The organism is Hydrogenophaga sp. UC242_53, assembly GCF_042696965.1.
Lineage (GTDB): Bacteria > Pseudomonadota > Gammaproteobacteria > Burkholderiales > Burkholderiaceae_C > Hydrogenophaga.
Genome location: NZ_CP170552.1, coordinates 780,264 through 801,669 on the forward strand (window position 1 = coordinate 780,264; position 21,406 = coordinate 801,669).

Sequence of the window (21,406 nt, forward strand, 5' to 3'; positions counted from 1 at the left end):
GCGGCGAGCGTCGAGCAGTTTGACCTGTCTACCCCGCGCGGGGGGCGGTTCATAGACTCGCTGGCATGAACTTCTGCATCGACAACGCTGCCGCCATTCACCAAGTGCTGCCCGCCGTGCGCGAGACCGCTGCCGAGATGGTGGCCCTGCGGCACCAGATCCACGCCCACCCCGAACTCGCCTACGAAGAGTTCGCCACCAGCGACTTGGTGGCCGCCCGCCTGGCCGAGTGGGGCTACGAGGTGCACCGGGGCCTGGCCGGCACCGGTGTGGTGGGCACGCTGCGCCGGGGGCAGGGCACGCGCCGCCTGGGCATCCGCGCCGACATGGACGCGCTGCCCATCCAGGAAACCACGGGCCTGCCTTACGCGAGCACCGTGGCCGGCAAGATGCACGCCTGCGGCCACGACGGCCACACCGCCATCCTGCTCGCCGCCGCGCGCTGCCTGGCGCAGGAAGGGGGCTTCGACGGCACGCTGAACCTGATCTTCCAGCCGGCCGAAGAAGGCCTGGGCGGCGCCCGCCGCATGGTCGAAGAAGGCCTGTTCGAGCGTTTCCCGTGCGACGCGGTGTACGCGCTGCACAACATGCCGGGCTTTCCTGTCGGCCAGTTCGGTTTCAAGGAAGGGCCGTTCATGGCCTCGTCCGATTCGGTCATGGTGACGGTGCAGGGCCAGGGCGGGCACGGTTCCTCGCCGCACCTCGCGGCCGACCCGGTGGTGGCCGCCGCCCACATCATCGTGGCGCTGCAGACCATCGTCTCGCGCAACGTGGACCCGCGCGAGATGGCGGTGATCTCCGTGGGGGCGATCCACGGCGGCGACGCGCCCAACGTTATCCCCGGCAGCGTGCAGATGCGCCTGACGGTGCGCGCCTACCGCCCCGAGATCCGCGCCATGCTGCGCGAGCGCATCACCGCGCTCGTGCAGGCGCAGGCCGCCACGCTGGGCGTGCGCGCCGAGGTGGACTACCACTGGCGCTATCCCGCGCTGGTCAACCACGTGGAGAGCACGCGCTTCGCGCGCGAGGTCGCGCGCGACTGGCTGGGCGACGAGGGCCTGCTGCCCGAGCTGCAGCCGCTCACCGGCAGCGAAGACTTCTCGTTCATGCTGGAGCACTGCCCGGGCAGCTACCTCATCGTCGGCAACGGCGTGGGCGAGCACCACGGCAGCGGCGGCTGCATGGTGCACAACCCCGGTTACGACTTCAACGACGCCATGCTGCCCATCGCCGCGAGCTACTGGGTGCAGCTGGCGCGCCGTTTCCTGGCGCCCGCGAGCTGAGCGGCGCCGCATCTCCTGTCCCGCAACCCACGAAGGCACCGCCACCATGTCCCACCCGCTCCTCTCGTTCTCCCGGCGCGCGGCCATCGCCGCCCTCGGTGCCACCGCCCTCGTCGGTGTGGCTTCCCCGGCCCTGGCCCAGGGCACTTACCCCACCAAGCCGATCCGCATCGTGGTGGGTTACGCGCCGGGTGGTTCGGTGGACATGGCCGCGCGCGTGGTCGCCGACGTGCTCACCGCCAAGCTCGGCACCACGGTGGTGGTGGAGAACGTCTCGGGCGCGGCCGGCATCGTCGCGGCGCAGCGCGTGGTCAACAGCCCGGCCGACGGCTACACCCTGCTGGCCGGTTCGAGCAACGAGATGGCCGCCACCGGCCTGGTGAACCCGGCGCAGAAGTACGACCCGATCAAGGACCTCACGCCCATCGGCCTCATCGCCACGGCGCCGGTGCTGCTGGTGGCCGGATCCGGGATGCCGGTGAAGAACCTCGACGAGTTCATCGCGCTGGTCAAGCGCAACCCCGGCAAGTACAGCTACGGCAGCTCGGGCGTGGGCTCGACGCTGCACTTCGCGGGCGAACTCGTGAAGCAGCGCGCCGGCCTGTTCATCACGCACATTCCCTACCGCGGCACCAGCGCGCTCACCAGCGATCTGGCCGGCGGCACGCTGGACTTCGCCATCGTCTCGCCCACCGCCGCCGCTCCCTTCCTTCAGGGTGGGCGCATCACCGCGCTGGGCATCACCTCGGCGCAGCGCTTTCCTGCCTTGCCGCAGGTGCCCGCGCTGGGTGAGCACCCGCAACTCAAGGGCTACGACCTGGTCGGCTGGTTCGCGCTCGCCGCGCCGCGCGGACTGCCGCCGGAGATCGCGCAGCGCCTCTCGGCCGCGCTCAAGGCGGGGCTGGCGGAGCCGGGTTTCCGCCAGCGCCTGGAGGCGGGCGGCGCCATTCCGCCGGCCGGCAACGAAGACCTGGCGCAGATCATGCGCGCCGACCTCCAGAAGTACGCGGGCCTGGTGAAATTCGCGAACATGCGCGAGTGAGTCGGGGGTGGGTTTCGGATGTTACCAGTCTGTAACCCGATGTACCCTGGGGTCGCTAGACTTCCTCCTCATGAACGAGCCGACCACCCCACCCAGTCTGAACGACCCCCGCGACCTGCTGCGCCACCTGTACGACGTGGCGGTGCAGCGCGCGCTGCCTTTGCACAACACGGCCGCGAGCCTGCCGAAACCGCCCAAAGGCCGCACCCTGGTGCTGGGCGCGGGCAAGGCCGGCGGGGCCATGGCGCAGGCGGTGGAAGCCCTGTGGCCGGCCGACGCGCCGCTCTCGGGCCTGGTCGTCACGCGCTACCACCACACGCCGCCCCGGCCTGAAGGCCTGCCGCGGCGCATCGAGGTGGTGGAGGCTTCCCACCCCGTGCCCGACGCGGCCGGGCTCGACGCCGCGCAGCGCATCCTGAAACTCGCCGATGGCCTCACGGCCGACGACCTGGTGCTGTGCCTGATCTCCGGCGGCGGCTCAGCCCTGCTCACGCTGCCCTGCGAAGGCCTCACGCTGGAAGACAAGCAGCGCATCAACCGCCAGTTGCTGGAGAGCGGCGCGCACATCGGCGAAATGAACACCGTGCGCAAGCACCTCTCGGCCATCAAGGGCGGGCGCCTGGCGGCGGCCTGCGCGCCCGCGCGCGTGGTCACGCTCACCATCAGCGACGTGCCCGGCGACGACGTCAGCGTGATCGCCAGCGGCCCCACCGTGGCCGATGCCTCCACCTGCGCCGAGGCGCTGGACATCCTGCGCCGCTACGGCATCGAGGTGCCGCCGGCGGTGCGCGCGCAGCTGGAAAGCGGCGCGCTCGAAACCCCCAAACCCGGCGACACCCGCCTGCAGGGCCACGCGGTGGAACTCATCGCCACCCCGCAGCAAAGCCTGGAGGCCGCCGCCGAGGCGGCGCGTGCCCTGGGCCTGAACGTGGTGATCCTCAGCGACGAGATCGAAGGCGAGTCGCGCGAGGTGGGCAAAGTGCACGGCGCGATGGCGCGCTCCACCGCGCTGGGCCGCAGCAGCTTCCAGACGCCGTGCGTGATCCTGAGCGGCGGCGAAACCACCGTCACGGTGCGCCCACGCGCGCCCGGCCAGGCCAAGGGCCGGGGCGGGCGGGCCGGCGAGTTCTGCCTGGGCCTGGCGCAGGCCCTGGGCGGGCAGGCCGGCGTGTGGGCCCTGGCGGCCGATACCGACGGCATCGACGGGGTAGAGGACAATGCGGGTGCGCTGGTGACGCCCGACACCCTGGCCCGAGCCAGCGAAAAGGGCCTCAAGCTCACCGACCACCTGGCCCGCAACGACGCCTACGGCTTCTTCGAGCCGATCGGCGACCTGGTGATCACCGGGCCCACGCACACCAACGTGAACGACTTCCGGGCCGTGCTGGTGGTGTGACACCGGCGCGTTCCGCCCGGCGGTGAACCCCGCCGGCGGAGCCCCCACAACCCGCTTGATGTCGATCGCGCCCGAAAGGGCGCCCTAGGAAAGTCTTTTGCGCAGCCATTTCAACCGTTCCGCCCTGGTGCGTCAGCTCGCCGGGTGGTTGCCCGTGTCGGCGGATGTGCCGCGCCAGGACATGGCCGAGCGCCTGGGCGAGTGGTTGAACGTGGCCGACGCCATCGCCCTGCATTCGGCCCACCAGACCCTGCCCTCGGTCACGGCCCGGCGCGCCGCCGTCAAGAACAACGCCGCCGATGCGCAGGCCGAGCTGCAGCGCCTGCGCGCCACGCTCAGCCAGTCCATCACCACGCCACCCCAACCGCCGGTGGACGCCAGCGACGCCGAATTCGCCCCCCACCACCAGCGCTGCCTCGACCAGCAGCGCCGCATGGAGATGGGCATCGACGCGCTGCGCGGCCACCTGCGCCAGACCCTGGCCGCCACCTCGCCCCGCCTGGCGCAGCTCGCCGCGCTGGACGCCACGCTGGACCAGATGCTGGGCGGGCGCGAGCAGCGACTGCTCGCCGGCCTGCCGGCCTTCCTCAAGGCGCGGTTCGAACACCAGCGCCAGACCCACCCCGACACCTGGCCCCCCCTGTTCGAGCAGGACCTCCAGCAGGCCTTGCTGGCCGAGCTCGACCTGCGGCTGCAGCCGGTGCTGGGCATGATCGAAGCGCTGGCCCAGGCGCCCGCGAAGCCGCATTGAATTGAATCCATGAACAGCCCTTTCCTGAACCGTTTGTTTTTCACCGCCGCCTTCGTCCTGGGCCTGCTGGCCATCGCCTGGGTGGGCGCGGGTTTTGTCGGCTCCAGCCTTTTCGCGCTGGCGATGACCGCGGTCATCGGCGCGGTCTACCTGCTGGGCGCGCAGGAGATCCGGCGCTACCGGCAGACCACCGCCTCGCTCGCCGAGGCGCTGGCCAACGTGCCGCAGCCGCTGGCCACGCTGGGCGACTGGCTCGCGCGCGTGCCGCCCGGCCTGCAGAACGCCGTGCGCCAGCGCATCGAGGGCGAGCGCGGCGCGCTGCCCGGCCTGGCGCTCACGCCCTACCTGATCGGCCTGCTGGTGATGCTGGGCATGCTGGGCACCTTCCTCGGCATGGTGGTCACCTTCAAGGGCGTGGTGTTCACGCTCGAAGGCTCGGCCGACCTGCAGGCCATCCGCTCGGCGCTGGCCGCGCCCATCAAGGGCCTGGGCCTGGCCTTCGGCACCTCGGTGGTCGGCGTGCGCACCTCGGCCATGCTGGGCCTGATGTCCGCCATCGCCCGGCGCGAGCGCGCCGACGTGGCTCGCCAGCTCGAAGCCCACACCGCCACCGTGTTCCGCCCGTTCTCGCTGGCCCACCAGCGCCAGGCCACCTTCGACGCCCTGCAGCAGCAGGCCGGTGCGCTGCCCGCCGTGGTGAACCAGCTGCAGGCGCTCATGGCGCAGCTCGAACGCCGCAGCCAGCAGATGGACGAGCAGCTGCTGACCCGCCAGACCCAGTTCCACCAGGCGGCGAGCGAGGCCTACCAGGGCCTGGCGACATCCGTGGAGCGGTCGCTCAAGGACAGCGTGAGCGCCAGCGCCCAGGCCGCCGGTGAGAGCCTGCGGCCCGTGGTGGACAGCGCCAAGGGCACCATCGCGCTGATGGCGCAGATCGAGCAGCGCGGCCAGCAACTGGACGAACAGCTGCTGGCGCGGCAGACGCAGTTCCACCGGGAGGCCAGCGAGGCCTACCAGGGCCTGGCGAACTCGGTCGAGAAGACGCTCAAGGACAGCCTGAGCGCCAGCGCCCGCGCGGCCGGCGAGAGCCTGCAGCCGGTGGTGGAAAACGCCATGGGCGCGCTCGCGCGGGAGTCGACGCAACTGCACGAGCGCGTGAGCGCGGCGGTGCAGGCGCAGATGAACCAGCTCTCCGAGCGCTTCGGCGCCACCGCGGGCACCGTGGCCGACGGCTGGACGGCTGCCCTGCAGCAGCACGCCCACACCAGCGAACAGCAGGCGCAGGGCCTGGACCGCGCGCTCACCGCCTTCACCACCAGCTTCGAACAGCGTTGCGCCGCGCTGATCACCGGCGTGCAGGAAACCGTGAGCCGCTCGCACGCCGAGCAGACCACGGCCGACCAGCAGCAGCACGCCGCGTGGGCGCAGACCTTGCAGACCCTGGCGGCCACACTGCAAAACGAATGGCGACAGCTCGGCGCGCAGACCCTGGCCCAGCAACAGACCGTGGCGCAGACGCTGGAACAGACCGCGACCCTCTGGCGCGACGAACTCGCCAGCCTGCGCCGCGAAGAAGCCGCGCGCGACCAGGCCAGCGCGCAGCGCGTGGGCGAGCTGCAGGCTTCGCTGAACGACCAGGTGGCGACCCACCTCGCGACGCTGGGCACCGCGCTCGAAGCGCCGATGGCGCGCCTGCTGGACACCGCCGCCGAGGCGCCCAAGGCCGCGGCCGAGGTGATCGCCCAGCTGCGCCAGGAGATGAGCCAGCTCACCGCGCGCGACAACACGGCGCTGCAGGAACGCGCCGCGCTCATGCACAACATCGACGCGCTGCTGCAGTCCGTGCAGCAGGCCACGGGCGAACAGCGCGCCGCCGTCGAATCGCTCGTCACCTCCGCCGGCGCGGTGCTCGACCAGGTGGGGCGCCAGTTCGCCGACACCGTGGGCGTGCAGGCCGTGCGCGCCGAAGAGGTGGCCGCGCAGGTCAACGGCAGTGCCATCGAACTCGCCGCCCTGGGCGAGGCCTTCGGCCACGGCGTGCAGCTCTTCAGCACCACCAACGAGAAGCTGATCGAGAACCTGCAGCGCATCGAAAGCGCCGTCACGCAGTCCATGGCGCGCAGCGACGAACAGCTGGCCTACTACGTGGCGCAGGCGCGCGAGGTGATCGACCTCAGCATCAGCTCGCAGCAAGGCATCGTGGAAAACCTGCGCCGCCTGCGCGAGCCGCGGCCCGCCGAGAAGAAGGCCGCGTGATGATCGGCCTGGACGACCGCCACATCGAGGACGAGGACGGCACCGACCACACCGCGCCGGTGTGGGCCGTGTTCGGCGATCTCATGTCCGGCCTGGTGGGCGCCTTCGTGCTCATCCTGGTCGGCGTGCTCGTGGTGCAGATGGACCTGGTGGCCAGCCTGCAGGCCGAGGTGCAGAAGCGCCAGCAGGAAGAGCAGCGCCGCATGGCCCTGGAAAAAGCCCTGGCGATTCCGCTGCAGAACGGCCGTGTGACGCTGGACAACGGCCGCATCGGCATCAGCGGCAGCGTGCTGTTCGCGCTCAACTCCGACGAGCTGCGCCCCGAAGGCCGGCAGATCCTGCAGAGCCTGGTGCCGCCGCTGCAGGTCTACCTGGGCGAGCGCGACGAGATGCTGATGGTCAGCGGCTTCACCGACGACCGCCCGGTGCAGGCCACCAACCAGCGCTTCGCCGACAACCTCGAACTCTCGGCCCAGCGCGCGCTCACCGTCACGCGCGCGCTGATCCAGGAAGGCATGCCGCCGCAGCGCGTGTTCAGCGCGGCCTTCGGCGCCGAGCAGCCCGTGGCTTCCAACGGCAGCGAGAAGGGCCGCGCGCTCAACCGCCGCGTGGAGATGGCACCCGTGCCCGAGACGGCCCCGGCGCCCACCCCGAAGCCCTGAGATCAGCCACGACGCCGACGCCGTGCACGCCCATTACCTGGCCGCCCTGGCGCGCCGCCTGGAGGCCGCGCCCGAGGCCGTGCAACGCCTGCTGCGCGCGAAGCTGCCGGTGGTGGCGCCCGCCGAAGAGCTTGCCCAGGACACGGTGGCGCCCGCCGCACCGCCCCGGCGCCCGCGCGCGCCACCGCCCAAGCCGCTCACCCCGCTGGGCCGGCTCCACCAGCACATCGCCACCGCCACGCAGGCGCCGGGCACCGCCGCGGGCCGCCCCGAACTGCGCAGCGCGCAGGCGTTTCGCGAAACCTGGTCGCGCCTGTGCGCCGAAGACGAGGTGGTGCAGGCCGTGCAGCGCGGTCCCGAAAACGCCGGCCCGCTCAACTCGCACATGCTGGTGTTGCGCACCCTGGGCCTGCTGCGCGAACTCTCGCCGGACTACCTGCGCCGTTTCATGGCGCACGCCGACACCCTGCTGTGGCTGGAGCAGGCGAGCGCCCAGCTCAAGCAGCCGGCCGGCAAGCCCAAGGCGGCGCGGCAGAAGAAATGAACGCCATGACCCACCCCGTGCCCGCCGGGATCGCCGGACAACTCGCGGCCACCCGCGCCGTGCTGGAGCGCCACCTGGGCGACACACTGGAGGCGATCCACCTGTTCGGCTCGGCCCTGGACGGTGGACTGCAAATCTTCAGCGACGTGGACCTGATGGTCACGGTGAGCGCGCCCCTGGCGGAGCCGGTGCGTCGCGCGCTGATGGTGGATCTGCTGTCCGTCTCCGCGCCACCCGGCACCGAGGGGCCGCTGCGCGCGCTCGAAGTCACGGTGCTCGCGCGCGGCGACGTGGTGCCCTGGCGGCATCCCGCGCGGCGCGAAATGCAGTTCGGCGAATGGCTGCGCGACGACCTGTTGGCCGGCACCATCGAGCCCGCCATGGAGGACCACGACCTGGCGATCCTGCTGAGCAAGCTGCGGCAACACAGCGCCGCGCTGATGGGACCGCCCGCGGCCGAGCTGTTCGAGCCCGTGCCTCCCGCCGATTTCGCGCAGGCGCTGCTCGACACCGTGGCGCAGTGGAACGAGGCGCCCGACTGGGTGGGCGACGAACGCAACGTGGTGCTCGCCCTGGCGCGCATCTGGTTCAGCGCGGTCACCGGCGGGATTGCCTCCAAGGACGCCGCCGCCACTTGGGCGCTCGAGCGCCTGCCCGAAAGGCATCGGCCTGTCCTGGCCAAGGCGCGCTCGGCCTACCTGGGCCACGCGCGAGACGATCTGGCCGAACACGCGGAAGGCGTGGCGGCGTTCGTGCGGCATGTCCGGGCCGAGATCGAGCGCGTGGGTTCGACGGATTGAGCCTACGCCCACTGTGCCGATCAAATCCGCCTATATTTTTCACCCATGAACCTGCCCGCATCGCCCATTGCCGGGGTCGCCAGCCCGACCTCGATCGACAAGAAAAAGATCAAATTCCTGCTGCTGGAGGGCGTGCACCCCTCTGCGGTGGAGGTGCTGCGTGCCGCTGGCTACAGCCAGATCGAGAGCCTGCCCGGCGCGCTGCCCGAGGACGAGCTCAAGCACCGGATCGCCGACGTGCATTTCCTGGGCATCCGTTCCCGCACCCAGCTGAGCGCCGAGGTGCTGGCCCATGCCCAGCGGTTGGCGGCGGTGGGGTGTTTCTGCATCGGCACCAACCAGGTCGACCTGAGCGCGGCCAGCGCGCGGGGCGTGGCGGTGTTCAATGCGCCGTTTTCCAACACCCGGTCGGTGGCCGAGCTGGTGCTGGCCGAGGCGATTCTGCTGATGCGCGGCATCCCCGAGAAAAACGCGGTGTCCCACCGGGGTGGCTGGCTCAAATCGGCCAGCCATTCCTACGAGATCCGGGGCAAGACGCTGGGCATCGTGGGGTACGGCTCCATTGGCGCGCAGTTGTCGGTGCTGGCGGAAGCGCTGGGCATGCAGGTGGTGTTTTTCGATGTGGCCACCAAGCTGCCGATGGGCAACGCGCGCCAGGTGCCGAGCCTGGCCGATGTGTTGAGACAGGCCGACGTGGTGAGCCTGCACGTGCCGGAAACCGCCGCGACGCAATGGATGATCGGTGCGACCGAGCTGGCCCTGATGAAACCCGAGGCGGTGCTGATCAATGCGGCGCGCGGCCAGGTGGTGGTGATCGAGGACCTGGCCGAAGCCCTTCGGCAAAAGCGCCTGCTGGGTGCGGCGATCGATGTGTTTCCCCAGGAGCCGCGCAGCAACGACGACCTCTTCGAGTCGCCGTTGCGGGGTCTGGACAACGTGATCCTGACGCCGCACATCGGCGGCTCGACGAAGGAAGCGCAGGAAAGCATCGGCGTGGAGGTGGCGGCCAAGCTGGTGAAGTACAGCGACAACGGCACCACGACCTCGTCGGTCAACTTCCCCGAGGTGGCGCTGCCGGCCCACCCCGGGCATCACCGACTGCTGCATGTGCACCAGAACGTGCCAGGCGTCATGTCCCGCATCAACCAGGTGTTCTCCGACAACCACATCAACATTGCCGGGCAGTTCCTGCAGACCCGCGGCGAGGTGGGCTATGTCGTGATTGATGTCGATGCGGCTTATTCGGACATCGCGCTGGCCCGCCTGCTCGATGTGCCGAGCACGCTGCGTTGCCGCGTGCTGTTCTGATACTGGCCCGGCGCCTGGCCCACATGGCGGCTGAAGGCGGTGCTGAAGCTGCTGGCCGAGCCGTAGCCCACGCGCTCGGCCACCTCGACCAACGCCATGCCGTCGCGGCGCAGCAGGTCCTTGGCCAGCGCCATGCGCCAGGCCAGCAGGTATTCCATGGGGCGCAGACCGACGGCGCGTGAGAAGCGGTCGAAGAAGGCCGAGCGCGACAGCGCCGCCTGCCGGGCGAGTTCGTCCACCGTCCAGGCGCGCGCGGGCTCGCCGTGCAGGAGGCGCATCGCCGCCGCCAGCCGCGCATCGGCCAGGCCGCGCAGCAAGCCGGGTGGGGGCGCCTTCGCCGGTGGTGGAGCGCAGCGCCTCGATCAGCAGCACCTCCACCAGCCGGCCCAGCACCAGCTCGCGGCCGGCGCGCTGTTCGGTCGATTCCTCTCGCACCAGCCGCACCAGCACCGAGAGCCGCTCGATGCCGCGCACGTGCAACAAAGCGGGCAGCAGCGAGACCAGCAGGGCCGCGTCGGGCGAGCCGAAGGCGAAGTAACCGCCGAGCATGCGCACGTCCGGCGGGCCGTCGGGCCGGCCGTGGCGCAGGTCGCCCTGGGCGCCGGCCGCCTGCAGGGCGTCGATCGCCACCGGCTCCACCGGCTCGAAACCCGAGAGCGTGAAGCCCGGCGTGGCCGGCATCAACACGAAATCGCCCGCTTCCAGGGTGATGGGTTCCTGGCCCTGGACGGCGAGCAGGCAGCGGCCCTCCAGCAGGGTGCAGAAGCTGGGCTGCCTGAAGGCCGAGTAGCGCACGCCCCAGGCACCGGCGCCGCTGATCACTTTCGAGAACACCGCGCGGGGCCGCAGCAAGGCGATGACGTCGGCAAGGGGATCCACCATGATTGGACTTTGGCGAATGATTGATGGACTTTTAATTGTAGTCAGTCCTGTTTTGTCGCGATATCGTGGAGACCCTCCTCACTTCATTTGCAAGGACCTCTCCATGAAAACCGTTCTGATCACCGGCTGCTCGTCTGGCTACGGCCTCGAAACCGCGCGCCACTTTCTCGCCCAGGGCTGGCACGTGGTGGCCGACCATGCGCACGCCGCGCTGGGACCTGCTGCCGGCCTCGGAGCGCCTGACCGTCCTGCCGCTGGACGTGACCGACCCGGCCAGCATCGCCAGCGCCCTGCAGGCCGCCGGGCCCATCGACGTGCTGGTGAACAACGCCGGCCTGGGCCTGTTCGGGGCCTTCGAGGCCACGCCCCTGGCCACGGTGCGCGAGATCTTCGAGGCCAACACCTTCGGCACCATGGCGATGACGCAGGCCGTGTTGCCGCAGTTCCGCGAACGCCGCGCGGGCAGGGTGGTCAACGTCACTTCCAGTGCCACGCTCGCGCCCATGCCGCTGGTGGCGGCTTACACCGCGAGCAAGACCGCCATCGAAGGCTTCACCGCCTCGCTCGCGCACGAGCTGCAGGCCTTCAACGTGCGCGTGAAGCTGGTCGAGCCGGGTTACGCGCCCACCACGCGCTTCACCGAGAACGGCGCGCAGCGCATGCAGGGGCTGATCCCCGAGGCCTACGCGCCCTATGCGCAGAGTGTCTTCGCCAGCCTGGGCTCGGCCTCGGCCTTCACCGTGGAGTCGGACGTGGCCGAGGCCGTGTGGCTGGCCGCGAACGACGCCTCACCCCGGCTGCATTACCCGGCGGGCGCGGACGCGGTGGCGCTGGCCCGGCAGGCCGCCTGACGCGCGCCCGGTGCGGCTCACTCCGCCTCGATGCCGGCGGCCTTGATGACGCGGCCCCACATGTCGGTCTCGCTGGCCTGGAACTTCACCAGCTCGGCCGGTGAGGTGGGGAACACCTCGCCGCCGCTGCCGGCGAAGAACTGGCGCACCGCCGGGCTCTCGATGGCCTTGTGCAACAGCTCGTTGAGCCGCGTCACCACCGGCGCCGGGGTGCCGGCCGGCGCGTAGGCCGCGAACCAGTAACCCATGTCGTAGCCCTTCACGCCCGCTTCGGCGATGGTGGGCACGTCGGGCAGCGACGCCATGCGCCTGGCCGAGGTGACGCCCAGCGCGCGCACCTTGCCGGTGGTGATCTGCGGCATGCCGGTCGAGGCGTCGGTGAACATCATGGTGATCTGCCCGCCGAGCAGATCGGTGATGCCCATGGGGTTGCTGCGGTAGGGCACGTGCAGGATGTTGACGTTCGCCATCTGCTGGAACAGCTCGCCCGCCACGCGGCTGGACGAACTGCCGCTGCCGAAGGACAGCTTGCCCGGCGCCTGCTTCGCGGCGGCCAGCACGTCGGCCACGCTCTTGTAGGGCGCGTCCGCGCGCACGATCATGATCTGGCCGCCCTTGCCGATGCCGGTGATGGCGGCGAAGTCCTTCACCGGGTCGTAGGAGAGCTTCTTGTACAGGTGTTGGTTGGCCGCGTGCGTGGTGTTGGTGGTGATGAGCACGGTGTGGCCGTCCTTGGGCGCGTTGGCCGCGGCCTGGGCCGCGATCATGCCGCTGGCGCCGGCCTTGTTGTCCACCACCACCGGCTGCCCGGTCTGCTCGCTGACCGATTGGCCCAGCGCGCGGGCCAGGATGTCGGTGGCGCTGCCGGCGGCGAAGGGCACGATGAAGGTGATGGGCTTGGTGGTGAGCGAAGCCTGGGCGAAGGCGGCCGACAGGGCCAGCAACGAGGCGAGCGCGACCACGGCGTGGCGGCGGGTGAAGGGGCTGTTGTTCATGTCTGTCTCCTGGGGTGGATGGTGAAGGAAGAAGCGCCTCAGCCCGAGGGGCCGTGCAGTTGGGAAACCAGGTGGGCGGGGACCTCGAGTTCGAGTTCCAGCAGATGGAAGGACAGGGCCTTGCCGTGGCTGTCCAGGTTCAGGGCGTCGTTGACACCGCCGTCGAGCACGTCGTCCAGCACGAAGTTCATGGCGTGCAGCCTGGGCAGCAGGTGGCGCACCACCTGGCTGGGCTGGCGGTGCCGGAAATGCGCGGCGACGCGCTCGGCGGTGATCTGCGCCACGATCAAGGGGTAAAGCGCCTCGCTCCAGGCGATCACGCTGATGTTGGATCGGTTGCCCTTGTCGCCGGTGCGGCCGTGGGCGGCGCGCCAGAGCGGCACGGTGAGGACCGGGGGGCTCACTGGAGTACCTTCGCCCTGTGGGCTGCGGTGCGAGCTTGCTTGGGAGCGGCCCTGCGCTGCGCTCATGCGCCGTCTCCTTCGTCCAGCAGGCGAAAGCCGGTGGGCACCAGCGCGCGGTCCATGGGGCAGGAGGCGGTGCCCAGGGTGGGGCGCAGCGCGGTGCGCACGCCACCACCACCCGCCGGGCCGCAGGTGTAGAGCGCCGTCACCTCGCGCATCAGCCGCTGCGCCATGGCCTTGTCCGCGTGGCGCGTGCGCACGCGCAAGCGCACGTCGGTGGCCGAGCCGGGATCGGTGTGCTGCAGCCAGCGGCCCTGGTCGTCGGCCAGCACGCTGGCCACGCCGATCAGGTCGATGCGCAGCGGGCCCAGCCCGTTCAGGCGCTGGGTGAGCACCTCGGCGGCAAGCCTGGCGCGCTGCTCCGCGCGCACGCCGGCGTAGGAGATCTCGCCCTCGGCCAGCCAGCCGCTCTCGAAGCACACGTTCACCTTCAGCGTGTCCGGCCGCCCATGGCCGCGCACGCCGCTGAGCCGCACCCGGTCCCGGCCTACCTGTTCGACGCGGGCCTCGGTGATGTCGGCCACCACATCGGGCGTGAGGTAGGCGCGCGGGTCGTGCACCTCGTAGAGCAGCTGTTCCTTGACGGTGTGCCCGTCCACCATGCCACCGGTGCCCTCGGGTTTGAAGACCGTGCAGCTGCCGTCCTGCGCGATGGCCGCAATGGGGTAGCCCACCCGCGCCAGGTCCGGCACGTCCTTTACGCCGGGGTCGGCGTAATAACCGCCCGTGACCTGCGCGCCGCACTCCAGCAGGTGGCCGGCCATGGTGGCGCCCGCGATCCGGTCCCAGTCGTCCAGGGCCCAGCCATGGTGGGCCAGGGCTGGTCCGAGCACCAGGGACGGGTCGGCGACGCGGCCGGTCACCACCACGTCGGCGCCCGCGCGCAGCGCATCGGCGATGGGCTGCGCGCCGATGTAGGCGTTGGCACTGATGACGGCGCGGCCCGCCAGCTGCGTGGCCAGGTCGGCGGACATCAGCGTGTCCGCCACGCGGTGGGCCACGTCGTCGCCGTGCACCACCGCCACCCGGGGCTCGCGCAGACCCAGGGAGCGCGCGATGGCCTGGATGCGCCGGCCCGCGCCGAGCGGGTTGGCCGCGCCGAAGTTGCTCACGATGGGAATGCGGTGCGCCAGGCAGCGCGCGAGCACGGGCCGCACCAGCTCGTCCAGCATCGGCTCGAAGCCGCCGTCCGGGTCCTGCAGCCGCGCCAGTTGCGCCAGCGCCAGCGTGCGCTCGGCCAGGGTTTCGAAGATCAGGCAGGCCGGGCCGCCGGTCTGGATGAGCGCATCGACCACCGGCCCGGCGGCGTCGGTGCGGTCGCCGGAGAAGCCGGCGGCCGAGCCCACGTGAATCACCGTTGTGTTTGCCATGCCGCGCACTGTAGGCGCCGGGCACTCATCCTGTGAAACTCAAACTTCAGATATATTGATCTGAAATGCAGATCAATCTGTCCACCCGCGAACTGCGCGCCTTCGTGGCGCTGGCCGAGCAGCGCAACTTCACCCGCGCGGCCTCGCTGTGCCACCTGTCCCAGCCCGCGTTCTCCGCGCTCATCCAGTCGCTGGAAGCCAACCTGGGTGGCCGCCTGTTCGAGCGCACCACGCGCCACGTGGAACTCACCGCCGAGGGCGAGGCCTTTCTGGACGCCGCGTTGCGCCTGCTCAAGGACGCCGACACCGCCATCGAAGGGGTGCGCGACCACGTGGCGCGGCGCCGGGGCCGGGTGGCGATCGCCATCCTGCCCTCGCTCGCGGCCGGCTGGTTGCCGCCCCTGCTCGCGCGCTTCCACCAGGCCCACCCCGGCATCGAACTCGACGTGGCCGACGTGCTGTCCGACGAATGCCTGGAGCGGGTGCGGGCCGGCCGGGCGGACTTCGCCCTGGCCTCATCGCGCACCGACGCGGCCGAGCTGCACACCGAGCGTTTCTGCTCGGACGATTTCCATGTGGTGTTTCCCGAAGGCCACGCGCTCGCGGCCGGTGCGGGCGCGGTGCGCCTGGCCGAGTTGCATGCCTTCCCGATGGTGCAGCTGGCCCGTTCCAGCAGCGTGCGCCAGTACGTCGAGGCCGCGATCTACCCGCACCGCATGCGCACGGTGATGGAGCTGGAGCAGCTCAGCACCGTGGCCGGCATGGTGCGCGCGGGACTGGGCATCACCATCGTGCCCTCGCTCACGCTGTTCCACTTCGAGCAGCCCGGCCTGGGCGCGCGCCAGATCAAGTCGGCCGGGCTGAAGCGGCAGGTGTTCCTGGTGCGCCGCGCGGACCGCGCGCTGTCCTCGGCGGCGCAGGGGCTTCACAGCCTGCTGATGAAGCACCGGCCCTGAGCCGGTGTCCCCCGAGGCGGCTTCCGAACTTTCCGGACGATGGGGGCACTTAGCGGCCCATGATCAACCGTTCCCAAGATTCTTTCGTGCATTCCAGCAGCGTCGGCTGGCCCAGCAACTCCTCGCTCAGCGCCGACGACGTGCGGATGGACAAGCGGTCCACGCTGGCCGTGCACCAGCTGTTCTTCGACCAGTTGAACCACGTCGCCAACCTGGGCAGGGGCCCGCTCAAGGGCCATTGGTTCAAGGGCATCGACAGTGGCGATGAAAGCGCCATCCGCGAAAGCATGGACGCCGCGCTGTCGCAGAACAAGTGGGCCGCCGTTCAAACACTCCATCTGTATGCCAGGGCGCTCAGAGAGCACCAGACGACGGGCTCCTGCTGCCTTTCCCACACCGACCGGATTCAGAAGCTGATTGCGCTGCGCCTGACCAGTGAAGACGTGTGGCGCGAACTGAGCACGATCGATCTTTCGCGTGGTGTGAACGTCATCGGCGACCAGAACAACGTGAACGTCGGTGGCGACCACAACACCGTGAATGTCATCGGCCACAGCAACCAGGTGACCGTCAACGGCCACCACAATCAAGTGGCCCGCACCAGCCCCATCGATGCCTGGACATCGGCCCACAACGCCAACGTGTCCACGACGGCCAATCCCAACCATTCCGACGTTCTCGGCCTTCGCGAGAACGCCTTTCCCTGAGGCGGTCCGGTCAACCCAGCTCCGCCAGCCCCGGGTTGAACACCACTTCCCACAGGTGCCCGTCCGGGTCCTGGAAGTGGCCGGCATAGCCGCCGTAGAAGGTCTCTTGCGCGGGCTTGACGATGCGCGCGCCGGCTTCGGTGGCCTGCCGCATCACGGCGTCCACCGCCTCGCGCGAGTCCACGTTGTGGCCCAGCGAGAGTTCCAGCGCGCTCGACGCCTGCGCGGTGGGCGAGAGCAGCGGCAGGCCGGTGTCGGCCGCCAGGCTGCGGCGCGGCCACAGCGCGAGCTTCAGGCCGTTTTGCAGATTGAAGAAGGCCACGGCGCCGTTCTCGAACTCGGCGCCGATGATGCCCTTGGTGGCCAGGCCCAGGCCGTCGCGGTAGAAAGCCACCGCGCGTTCGAGGTCGTCCACGCCGAGGGTGATGACGGTGATGCGGGGCTTCATGGCCAGGGCTCCCTTCAGCGGCGCAGCTTGTAGCCGGTGCGGAACACCCACCAGATGAAACCCAGGCACAGCGCCATGAACACCAGCGTCATGCCCGTGCTCACGGCGATGTGCACGTCGGCCACGCCGTAGAAGGCCCAGCGGAAACCGCTGATGAGGTAGACCACCGGGTTGACCAGCGAGACCGTCTGCCACAGCGGCGGCAGCATGTTGATGGAGTAGAACGCGCCGCCCAGGAAGGTCAGCGGCGTCACCACCAGCAGCGGGATCACCTGCAGCTTCTGGAAGTTGTCGGCCCACAGGCCGATGATGAAACCGAACAGGCTGAAGGTGACGGCAGTGAGCAGCAGGAAGCCGAGCATCCACACCGGGTGCGCGATGTGGTACGGCACGAACACGCGCGCCGTGAGCAGGATCAGCAGGCCCAGCATCACGGACTTGGTGGCCGCCGCGCCCACGTACCCCAGCAGCACCTCGATCCACGACACCGGCGCGGACAGCAGCTCGTAGATGGTGCCGGACCACTTGGGCATGTAGATGCCGAACGAGGCGTTGGAGATGCTCTCGCTCAGCAGCGAGAGCATGACCAAGCCAGGGATGATGAAGGCGCCGTAGGTGACGCCGTCGATGTCGCCCATGCGCGAGCCGATGGCGGTGCCGAAAACGATGAAATACAGCGAGGTGGTGAGCACCGGCGCGAGGATGCTTTGCGTGATGGTGCGGAAGGTGCGCGCCATCTCGAAGCGGTAGATGGCCTTGATGCCGTGGATGTTCAGGCTCATGCGCGGGCCTCCTGTTTCTTGTGGACGAGGCTCACGAAGATGTCTTCGAGCGAGCTTTCGCTGGACTGCAGGTCCTTGAAGTCGATGCCCTGCGCGTGCAGCGTGCGCAGCAGTTCGGCGATGCCGGTTTCGTCTTTCTGGGTGTCGAAGGTGTAGGTGAGCGTCTGGCCGGCGCCGGAAAGCTCCAGCGGCCAGCGCGCGAGCGCCTCGGGCACGCACTCCAGCGGTTGCTGCAGTGTGATGGTGAGCTGCTTCTTGCCGAGCTTGCGCATGAGCACGTCCTTGTCTTCCACCACGATGAGTTCGCCCTGGTTGATGACGCCGATGCGGTCGGCCATGTCCTCGGCTTCCTCGATGTAGTGCGTGGTCAGGATGATGGTGGTGCCGCGGTCGCGCAGCTCGCGCACCATGCGCCACATGTCGTGCCGCAGCTCCACGTCCACGCCCGCGCTGGGCTCGTCGAGAAACAGGATCTTGGGCTCGTGCGACAGTGCCTTGGCGATCAGCACGCGCCGCTTCATGCCACCCGAGAGCGTGAGGATCTTGTTGTCCTTCTTGTCCCAGAGCGAGAGATCGCGCAGCACCTTCTCGATGTAGACCGGGTCGGGCGCCTTGCCGAACAGGCCCCGGCTGAAGCTCACCGTGGCCCAGACGGATTCGAAGGCGTCGGTGTGCAGTTCCTGCGGCACCAGACCGATGGCGGCGCGCGCCGCGCGGTAGTCGCGCACGGTGTCGTGCCCGTCGGCGATCACCACGCCCTCGCTCGCATTCGCGATGCCGCAGACGATGCTGATGAGCGTGGTCTTGCCCGCGCCGTTGGGGCCGAGCAGGGCGAAGATCTCGCCCCGGCGGATGTCGAGATCGACGCGCTTGAGTGCCTGGAAACCGCCCGCGTAGGTTTTGCTCACGCCGCGCACGGACACGATGGGGTCGGCGGTGTTCACCGCCTGGGAAGAAAGGGACATGGAGCCTCCTGAAGCGCCACACTCTAGCACTGTTTTTGTGTACAGTGGTCATCCCATGCCGAACGTCCACATTCCGATTCAGGCCATCAAGGGCCGGGGCATCAGCCACCAGCAGCCGCACCGCTTCCTGCGCGACGAGCGCCAGGCGTTCGACGACGGCTGGGGTGCGCTGGACGAGGCCGCACTCGCGCGGGGCGAGGTGCCGCCCCCGGCCACCCAGGTGACCTGGGAAAACTGCAAGAGCGCGATCACCAGGAACGACTCACCCGACGTGGGCTTCATGCTCGGCCTCAACCCCTACCGAGGCTGTGAGCACGGCTGCGTGTACTGCTACGCGCGGCCCACGCACAGCTACCTCAACCTCTCGCCCGGGCTGGACTTCGAGACCAAGATCATCGCCAAGCGCAACCTCGCGGAGGTGCTGCGGCGCGAACTCGCCAGCCCGCGCCACGTGCCCGGCCTGCTGGCCATCGGCACCGTGACCGACGCCTACCAACCCATCGAACGCGAACTCAGGCTCACCCGGGCCGCGCTCGAGGTGCTGGCGCAGGCGAAACACCCACTGGCATCGTCACCAAGGGCAGCGGCGTGGAGCGCGACATCGACATCCTCGCGCCCCTGGCCGCGCAAGGCCTGGCGGCGGTCTACGTGACCATCACCTCGCTCGACGGCAAGCTCGCCCGTGCGCTGGAGCCGCGCGCGGCCGCGCCGCACCGGCGCCTGCGCATCCTGCGCACGCTGGCCGACGCGGGCATTCCGGTGGGCGTGAGCGTGGCGCCGCAGATCCCCTTCATCACCGACGACATGGAGCAGGTGCTCGAAGCCGCGTGGGACGCCGGCGCGCGCCGCGCCTTCTACACCGTGCTGCGCCTGCCTTGGGAACTGAGCCCGATGTTCCGCCAGTGGCTGGACCTGCACTACCCCGGACCGCGCCCTGCGCGTGATGGCGCGCGTGCAGGAAATGCGCGGCGGCAAGGACTACGACGCGGACTTCGCGCAGCGCATGCGCGGCAGCGGCATCTGGGCCGACCTGATCCGCCAGCGCTTCAACAAGACCTGCGCGCGCCTGGGTTTCAACACCGAGCGCGAGCCGCTGGACACCTCGCAGTTCAAGCCGCAGGCGCTGCGGGCGCAGCAGGAGCTGTTCTAGCGGGGCACGGCGCGCTTCGGCGCTTGAGGCGCTGAAGTGTTGCGGTCTTCCGACACCACAGCACCCTCTGCCGGGCTTCCCGCGGCGGGTGTCCATTCGCGCATCGGTATGGAGCGACGAATTCGATCATCGAACTGCGGAGTTGGCGGAATGGGTTGCGGTTTGGGTGGGGTGATCACATTGGGGTCATTCGTCAATCCAGTGAAGTCCGACCTTGGATGAATCGTTGAGGGTGGCCGAGCATGCGTCGCCATCTCAACGAGAACATTCAGGAGGACTGCCATGACCCCATCGACCCCCCGGCGTGGGCTGACGATCCGAAGCGCGGCGATTCCCGAGGTGAACGGTGTTCCCTTGCTGGAGCCCCTGAAGCTCGAAGGCGAGGAGGGCCTCAACACGCTGTTCGAGTACCGGCTGGTGCTGCAGAGCGCGGAAGGCGGTGGTGGGAATCATCTCGACCTCAACCGCTTCATCGGCCGAGAGCTGACCTGCTGCCTCGAACTCGAAGGCCAGGGCAGCTTCGTGCCCGGGGTGCCCGGGGGCGCCGGGGCCAACCAGGGCGCAGGGGTGCGGGAGATCTCGGGCCTGATCACCGAAGCCCGGTACATCGGCGAGTCCGGGCGCCACGCCTTGGTGGAGTTCACCCTTCGGCCCTGGCTGCACCTGGCCACGCTGAGCACCGACTGCAAGGTCTTCCAGGACCAGAGCCCGGTGGAGATCATCGAGGCGGTGCTGGGGGAGTACCCGTTCGCGGCGGACAAGCGCCTGATCGAGCGCTACCCGCGGCGCGACTACACGGTGCAGTACAACGAGAGCGACTACGAATTCGTCAGGGGTGAACCGCTCAATGCGTATGAGGCGAAGGTCGTGAAGAACTACGAGGAGAAGAGTCAGACGAACGCGGTTTTGAAAAAGGCTATTCAAAAGCGCATCGACGATAGGAACGAAATCCAAAACACGGGCTACCCCTATGCATCAATGATGTGGCAAGCGCAAGACAGGTACGCAAGAAAAAGCGTCTTCGAACCGGAAGAGAACCGTGTAGTCGATGAGAGTGGTGTGTTCCCCGTACTGAGTGATAAGGATGCTCCCGATCTCTATGAAAGCAGGAACGAGAAGCTTGCCCTCCAAATGCTGACGCATGGACGTCGAGAAGGTGGCGGCTACTTCCTTCCACGCATGGTGTTCGAGTAAAGGAGGCCGAGTGATGAAGCCTTCTCGAACGAAAGCCGTGTTGCACGGGCTTGGATTTCTTTGCATCGCAGCCTCGCTCGTGGGTTGTATAGGCGTTGACGGAGGTTTGCGGGAGTACGTGGAGAAGATGAAGCGGGAAGATCCGGAGTTCTATGCAGAACTGGAGAGAGAACGCATTCAGCGGCGATTGGAGGCCACGGAAGTGCTCGGCGTGAGCATGACTTGCTTCAACCATGGCGACTACGGTGCGACCAACTTCGCAGTGGAAGAGGTTGCTCACGGGCAGATCACGCGGGGCATGGTCGGTGGCCCCTTCGGCTGCGGAGGTGTCCTGGCGCTGGGTTATCCGGTGCCTCTCAAATGGCGCCCGGGCCTCAAGGTCAAGGTGCGCTGGAACACCTACGCCCCCGGCGCGGCCGAGCCCACGAGGCACGAGAAGACCACCACCATCCTGCCCTACGACCGGGTGGGGTCGGTGTACGTGCATTTCTTCCCGGGTGACCATGTGCGAGTCGCTGTGAGCGGCTATTACGGCGTCGGGCATCCTCTGCATCCCATCGCCGAGGAATTGCTCGTTCCTCCTCCCGAGATCGAATGAAC

General features: G+C 69.2%; 19 protein-coding genes and 3 pseudogenes. 15 read left to right on the forward strand and 7 right to left on the reverse strand.

What is annotated here, in order from left to right; genetic code table 11:
• The first annotated feature begins 65 nt into the window (after positions 1 to 65).
• The 9 genes from ACFJI0_RS04095 to serA all read left to right on the forward strand — a co-directional run bounded on the left by ACFJI0_RS04095 (position 66) and on the right by serA (position 10,042).
• Positions 66 to 1,283, forward strand: a complete 1,218-nt coding sequence (locus tag ACFJI0_RS04095; protein ID WP_382323527.1) for a M20 aminoacylase family protein — start codon at positions 66 to 68, stop codon at positions 1,281 to 1,283.
• A 46-nt stretch (positions 1,284 to 1,329) separates the two neighbouring features.
• On the forward strand, positions 1,330 to 2,325 hold the full coding sequence (locus ACFJI0_RS04100) for a Bug family tripartite tricarboxylate transporter substrate binding protein (protein WP_382323528.1): 996 nt from the start codon (positions 1,330 to 1,332) through the stop codon (positions 2,323 to 2,325).
• Between the two features lie 70 nt (positions 2,326 to 2,395).
• Positions 2,396 to 3,721: a glycerate kinase gene (locus ACFJI0_RS04105; protein WP_382323529.1), complete on the forward strand. Its 1,326-nt coding sequence runs from the start codon at positions 2,396 to 2,398 to the stop codon at positions 3,719 to 3,721.
• A 97-nt stretch (positions 3,722 to 3,818) separates the two neighbouring features.
• Complete coding sequence (locus ACFJI0_RS04110) at positions 3,819 to 4,472, forward strand: DUF3348 family protein (RefSeq protein ID WP_382323530.1); 654 nt, start codon at positions 3,819 to 3,821, stop codon at positions 4,470 to 4,472.
• 9 nt (positions 4,473 to 4,481) lie between these two features.
• Positions 4,482 to 6,728: a DUF802 domain-containing protein gene (locus tag ACFJI0_RS04115; RefSeq protein ID WP_382323531.1), complete on the forward strand. Its 2,247-nt coding sequence runs from the start codon at positions 4,482 to 4,484 to the stop codon at positions 6,726 to 6,728.
• Entirely contained in the window at positions 6,728 to 7,390 is a 663-nt protein-coding gene (locus ACFJI0_RS04120; protein ID WP_382325501.1) for an OmpA family protein, read from the forward strand. The genes ACFJI0_RS04115 and ACFJI0_RS04120 overlap by 1 nt, the downstream gene beginning before the upstream one ends.
• A gap of 22 nt (positions 7,391 to 7,412) precedes the next feature.
• Complete coding sequence (locus tag ACFJI0_RS04125) at positions 7,413 to 7,934, forward strand: DUF2894 domain-containing protein (protein ID WP_382323532.1); 522 nt, start codon at positions 7,413 to 7,415, stop codon at positions 7,932 to 7,934.
• 5 nt (positions 7,935 to 7,939) lie between these two features.
• A complete protein-coding gene (locus ACFJI0_RS04130; protein ID WP_382323533.1) occupies positions 7,940 to 8,734 on the forward strand; it encodes an AadA family aminoglycoside 3''-O-nucleotidyltransferase in 795 nt (264 codons plus the stop codon).
• 45 nt (positions 8,735 to 8,779) lie between these two features.
• Positions 8,780 to 10,042 carry a phosphoglycerate dehydrogenase gene (gene serA / locus ACFJI0_RS04135; protein WP_382323534.1) on the forward strand — a complete coding sequence of 421 codons (1,263 nt, stop codon included), beginning with the start codon at positions 8,780 to 8,782 and terminating at the stop codon, positions 10,040 to 10,042.
• Here serA and ACFJI0_RS04140 read toward each other — a convergent pair.
• Positions 9,973 to 10,924: pseudogene (locus ACFJI0_RS04140) on the reverse strand (AraC family transcriptional regulator). The gene serA and the pseudogene ACFJI0_RS04140 sit on opposite strands and share 70 nt — an antisense overlap.
• 103 nt (positions 10,925 to 11,027) lie before the next feature.
• Between ACFJI0_RS04140 and ACFJI0_RS04145 the strand changes: the two are divergent.
• A pseudogene (locus ACFJI0_RS04145) lies at positions 11,028 to 11,775 on the forward strand (SDR family oxidoreductase).
• Between the two features lie 17 nt (positions 11,776 to 11,792).
• Here ACFJI0_RS04145 and ACFJI0_RS04150 read toward each other — a convergent pair.
• The 3 genes from ACFJI0_RS04150 to ACFJI0_RS04160 form a co-directional block, all read right to left on the reverse strand.
• Positions 11,793 to 12,770: a Bug family tripartite tricarboxylate transporter substrate binding protein gene (locus tag ACFJI0_RS04150; protein ID WP_382323535.1), complete on the reverse strand. Its 978-nt coding sequence runs from the start codon at positions 12,768 to 12,770 to the stop codon at positions 11,793 to 11,795.
• Between the two features lie 38 nt (positions 12,771 to 12,808).
• Positions 12,809 to 13,174 carry a hypothetical protein gene (locus tag ACFJI0_RS04155; protein ID WP_382323536.1) on the reverse strand — a complete coding sequence of 122 codons (366 nt, stop codon included), beginning with the start codon at positions 13,172 to 13,174 and terminating at the stop codon, positions 12,809 to 12,811.
• 62 nt (positions 13,175 to 13,236) lie between these two features.
• Positions 13,237 to 14,604, reverse strand: a complete 1,368-nt coding sequence (locus ACFJI0_RS04160) for an acyclic terpene utilization AtuA family protein (RefSeq protein WP_382323537.1) — start codon at positions 14,602 to 14,604, stop codon at positions 13,237 to 13,239.
• A gap of 65 nt (positions 14,605 to 14,669) precedes the next feature.
• Here ACFJI0_RS04160 and ACFJI0_RS04165 point away from each other — a divergent pair, with 65 nt between their 5' ends.
• Positions 14,670 to 15,560: a LysR substrate-binding domain-containing protein gene (locus ACFJI0_RS04165; protein WP_382323538.1), complete on the forward strand. Its 891-nt coding sequence runs from the start codon at positions 14,670 to 14,672 to the stop codon at positions 15,558 to 15,560.
• A 59-nt stretch (positions 15,561 to 15,619) separates the two neighbouring features.
• The gene (locus tag ACFJI0_RS04170; protein ID WP_382323539.1) at positions 15,620 to 16,267 is read left to right on the forward strand and encodes a hypothetical protein; all 648 of its coding nucleotides are present in this window, start codon (positions 15,620 to 15,622) and stop codon (positions 16,265 to 16,267) included.
• A 10-nt stretch (positions 16,268 to 16,277) separates the two neighbouring features.
• Here ACFJI0_RS04170 and ACFJI0_RS04175 read toward each other — a convergent pair whose 3' ends face one another.
• Genes ACFJI0_RS04175 through ACFJI0_RS04185 form a run of 3 tightly spaced genes read right to left on the reverse strand, consistent with a single transcriptional unit; the run spans position 16,278 to position 18,462 of the window.
• Positions 16,278 to 16,715: a VOC family protein gene (locus tag ACFJI0_RS04175; protein WP_382323540.1), complete on the reverse strand. Its 438-nt coding sequence runs from the start codon at positions 16,713 to 16,715 to the stop codon at positions 16,278 to 16,280.
• A 14-nt stretch (positions 16,716 to 16,729) separates the two neighbouring features.
• On the reverse strand, positions 16,730 to 17,491 hold the full coding sequence (locus ACFJI0_RS04180) for an ABC transporter permease (protein WP_291116570.1): 762 nt from the start codon (positions 17,489 to 17,491) through the stop codon (positions 16,730 to 16,732).
• 2 nt (positions 17,492 to 17,493) lie between these two features.
• On the reverse strand, positions 17,494 to 18,462 hold the full coding sequence (locus tag ACFJI0_RS04185) for an ABC transporter ATP-binding protein (protein WP_382323541.1): 969 nt from the start codon (positions 18,460 to 18,462) through the stop codon (positions 17,494 to 17,496).
• Between the two features lie 55 nt (positions 18,463 to 18,517).
• Here ACFJI0_RS04185 and ACFJI0_RS04190 point away from each other — a divergent pair.
• From ACFJI0_RS04190 to ACFJI0_RS04200, 3 genes and pseudogenes are all read left to right on the forward strand, one after another.
• Positions 18,518 to 19,612 (forward strand): annotated as a pseudogene (locus ACFJI0_RS04190) (PA0069 family radical SAM protein).
• Positions 19,613 to 19,894: 282 nt separating this feature from the next.
• Positions 19,895 to 20,806, forward strand: a complete 912-nt coding sequence (locus ACFJI0_RS04195; protein WP_382323542.1) for a contractile injection system protein, VgrG/Pvc8 family — start codon at positions 19,895 to 19,897, stop codon at positions 20,804 to 20,806.
• A gap of 13 nt (positions 20,807 to 20,819) precedes the next feature.
• Positions 20,820 to 21,404 carry a DUF3304 domain-containing protein gene (locus tag ACFJI0_RS04200; RefSeq protein WP_382323543.1) on the forward strand — a complete coding sequence of 195 codons (585 nt, stop codon included), beginning with the start codon at positions 20,820 to 20,822 and terminating at the stop codon, positions 21,402 to 21,404.
• The last annotated feature ends 2 nt before the right edge of the window (positions 21,405 to 21,406 follow it).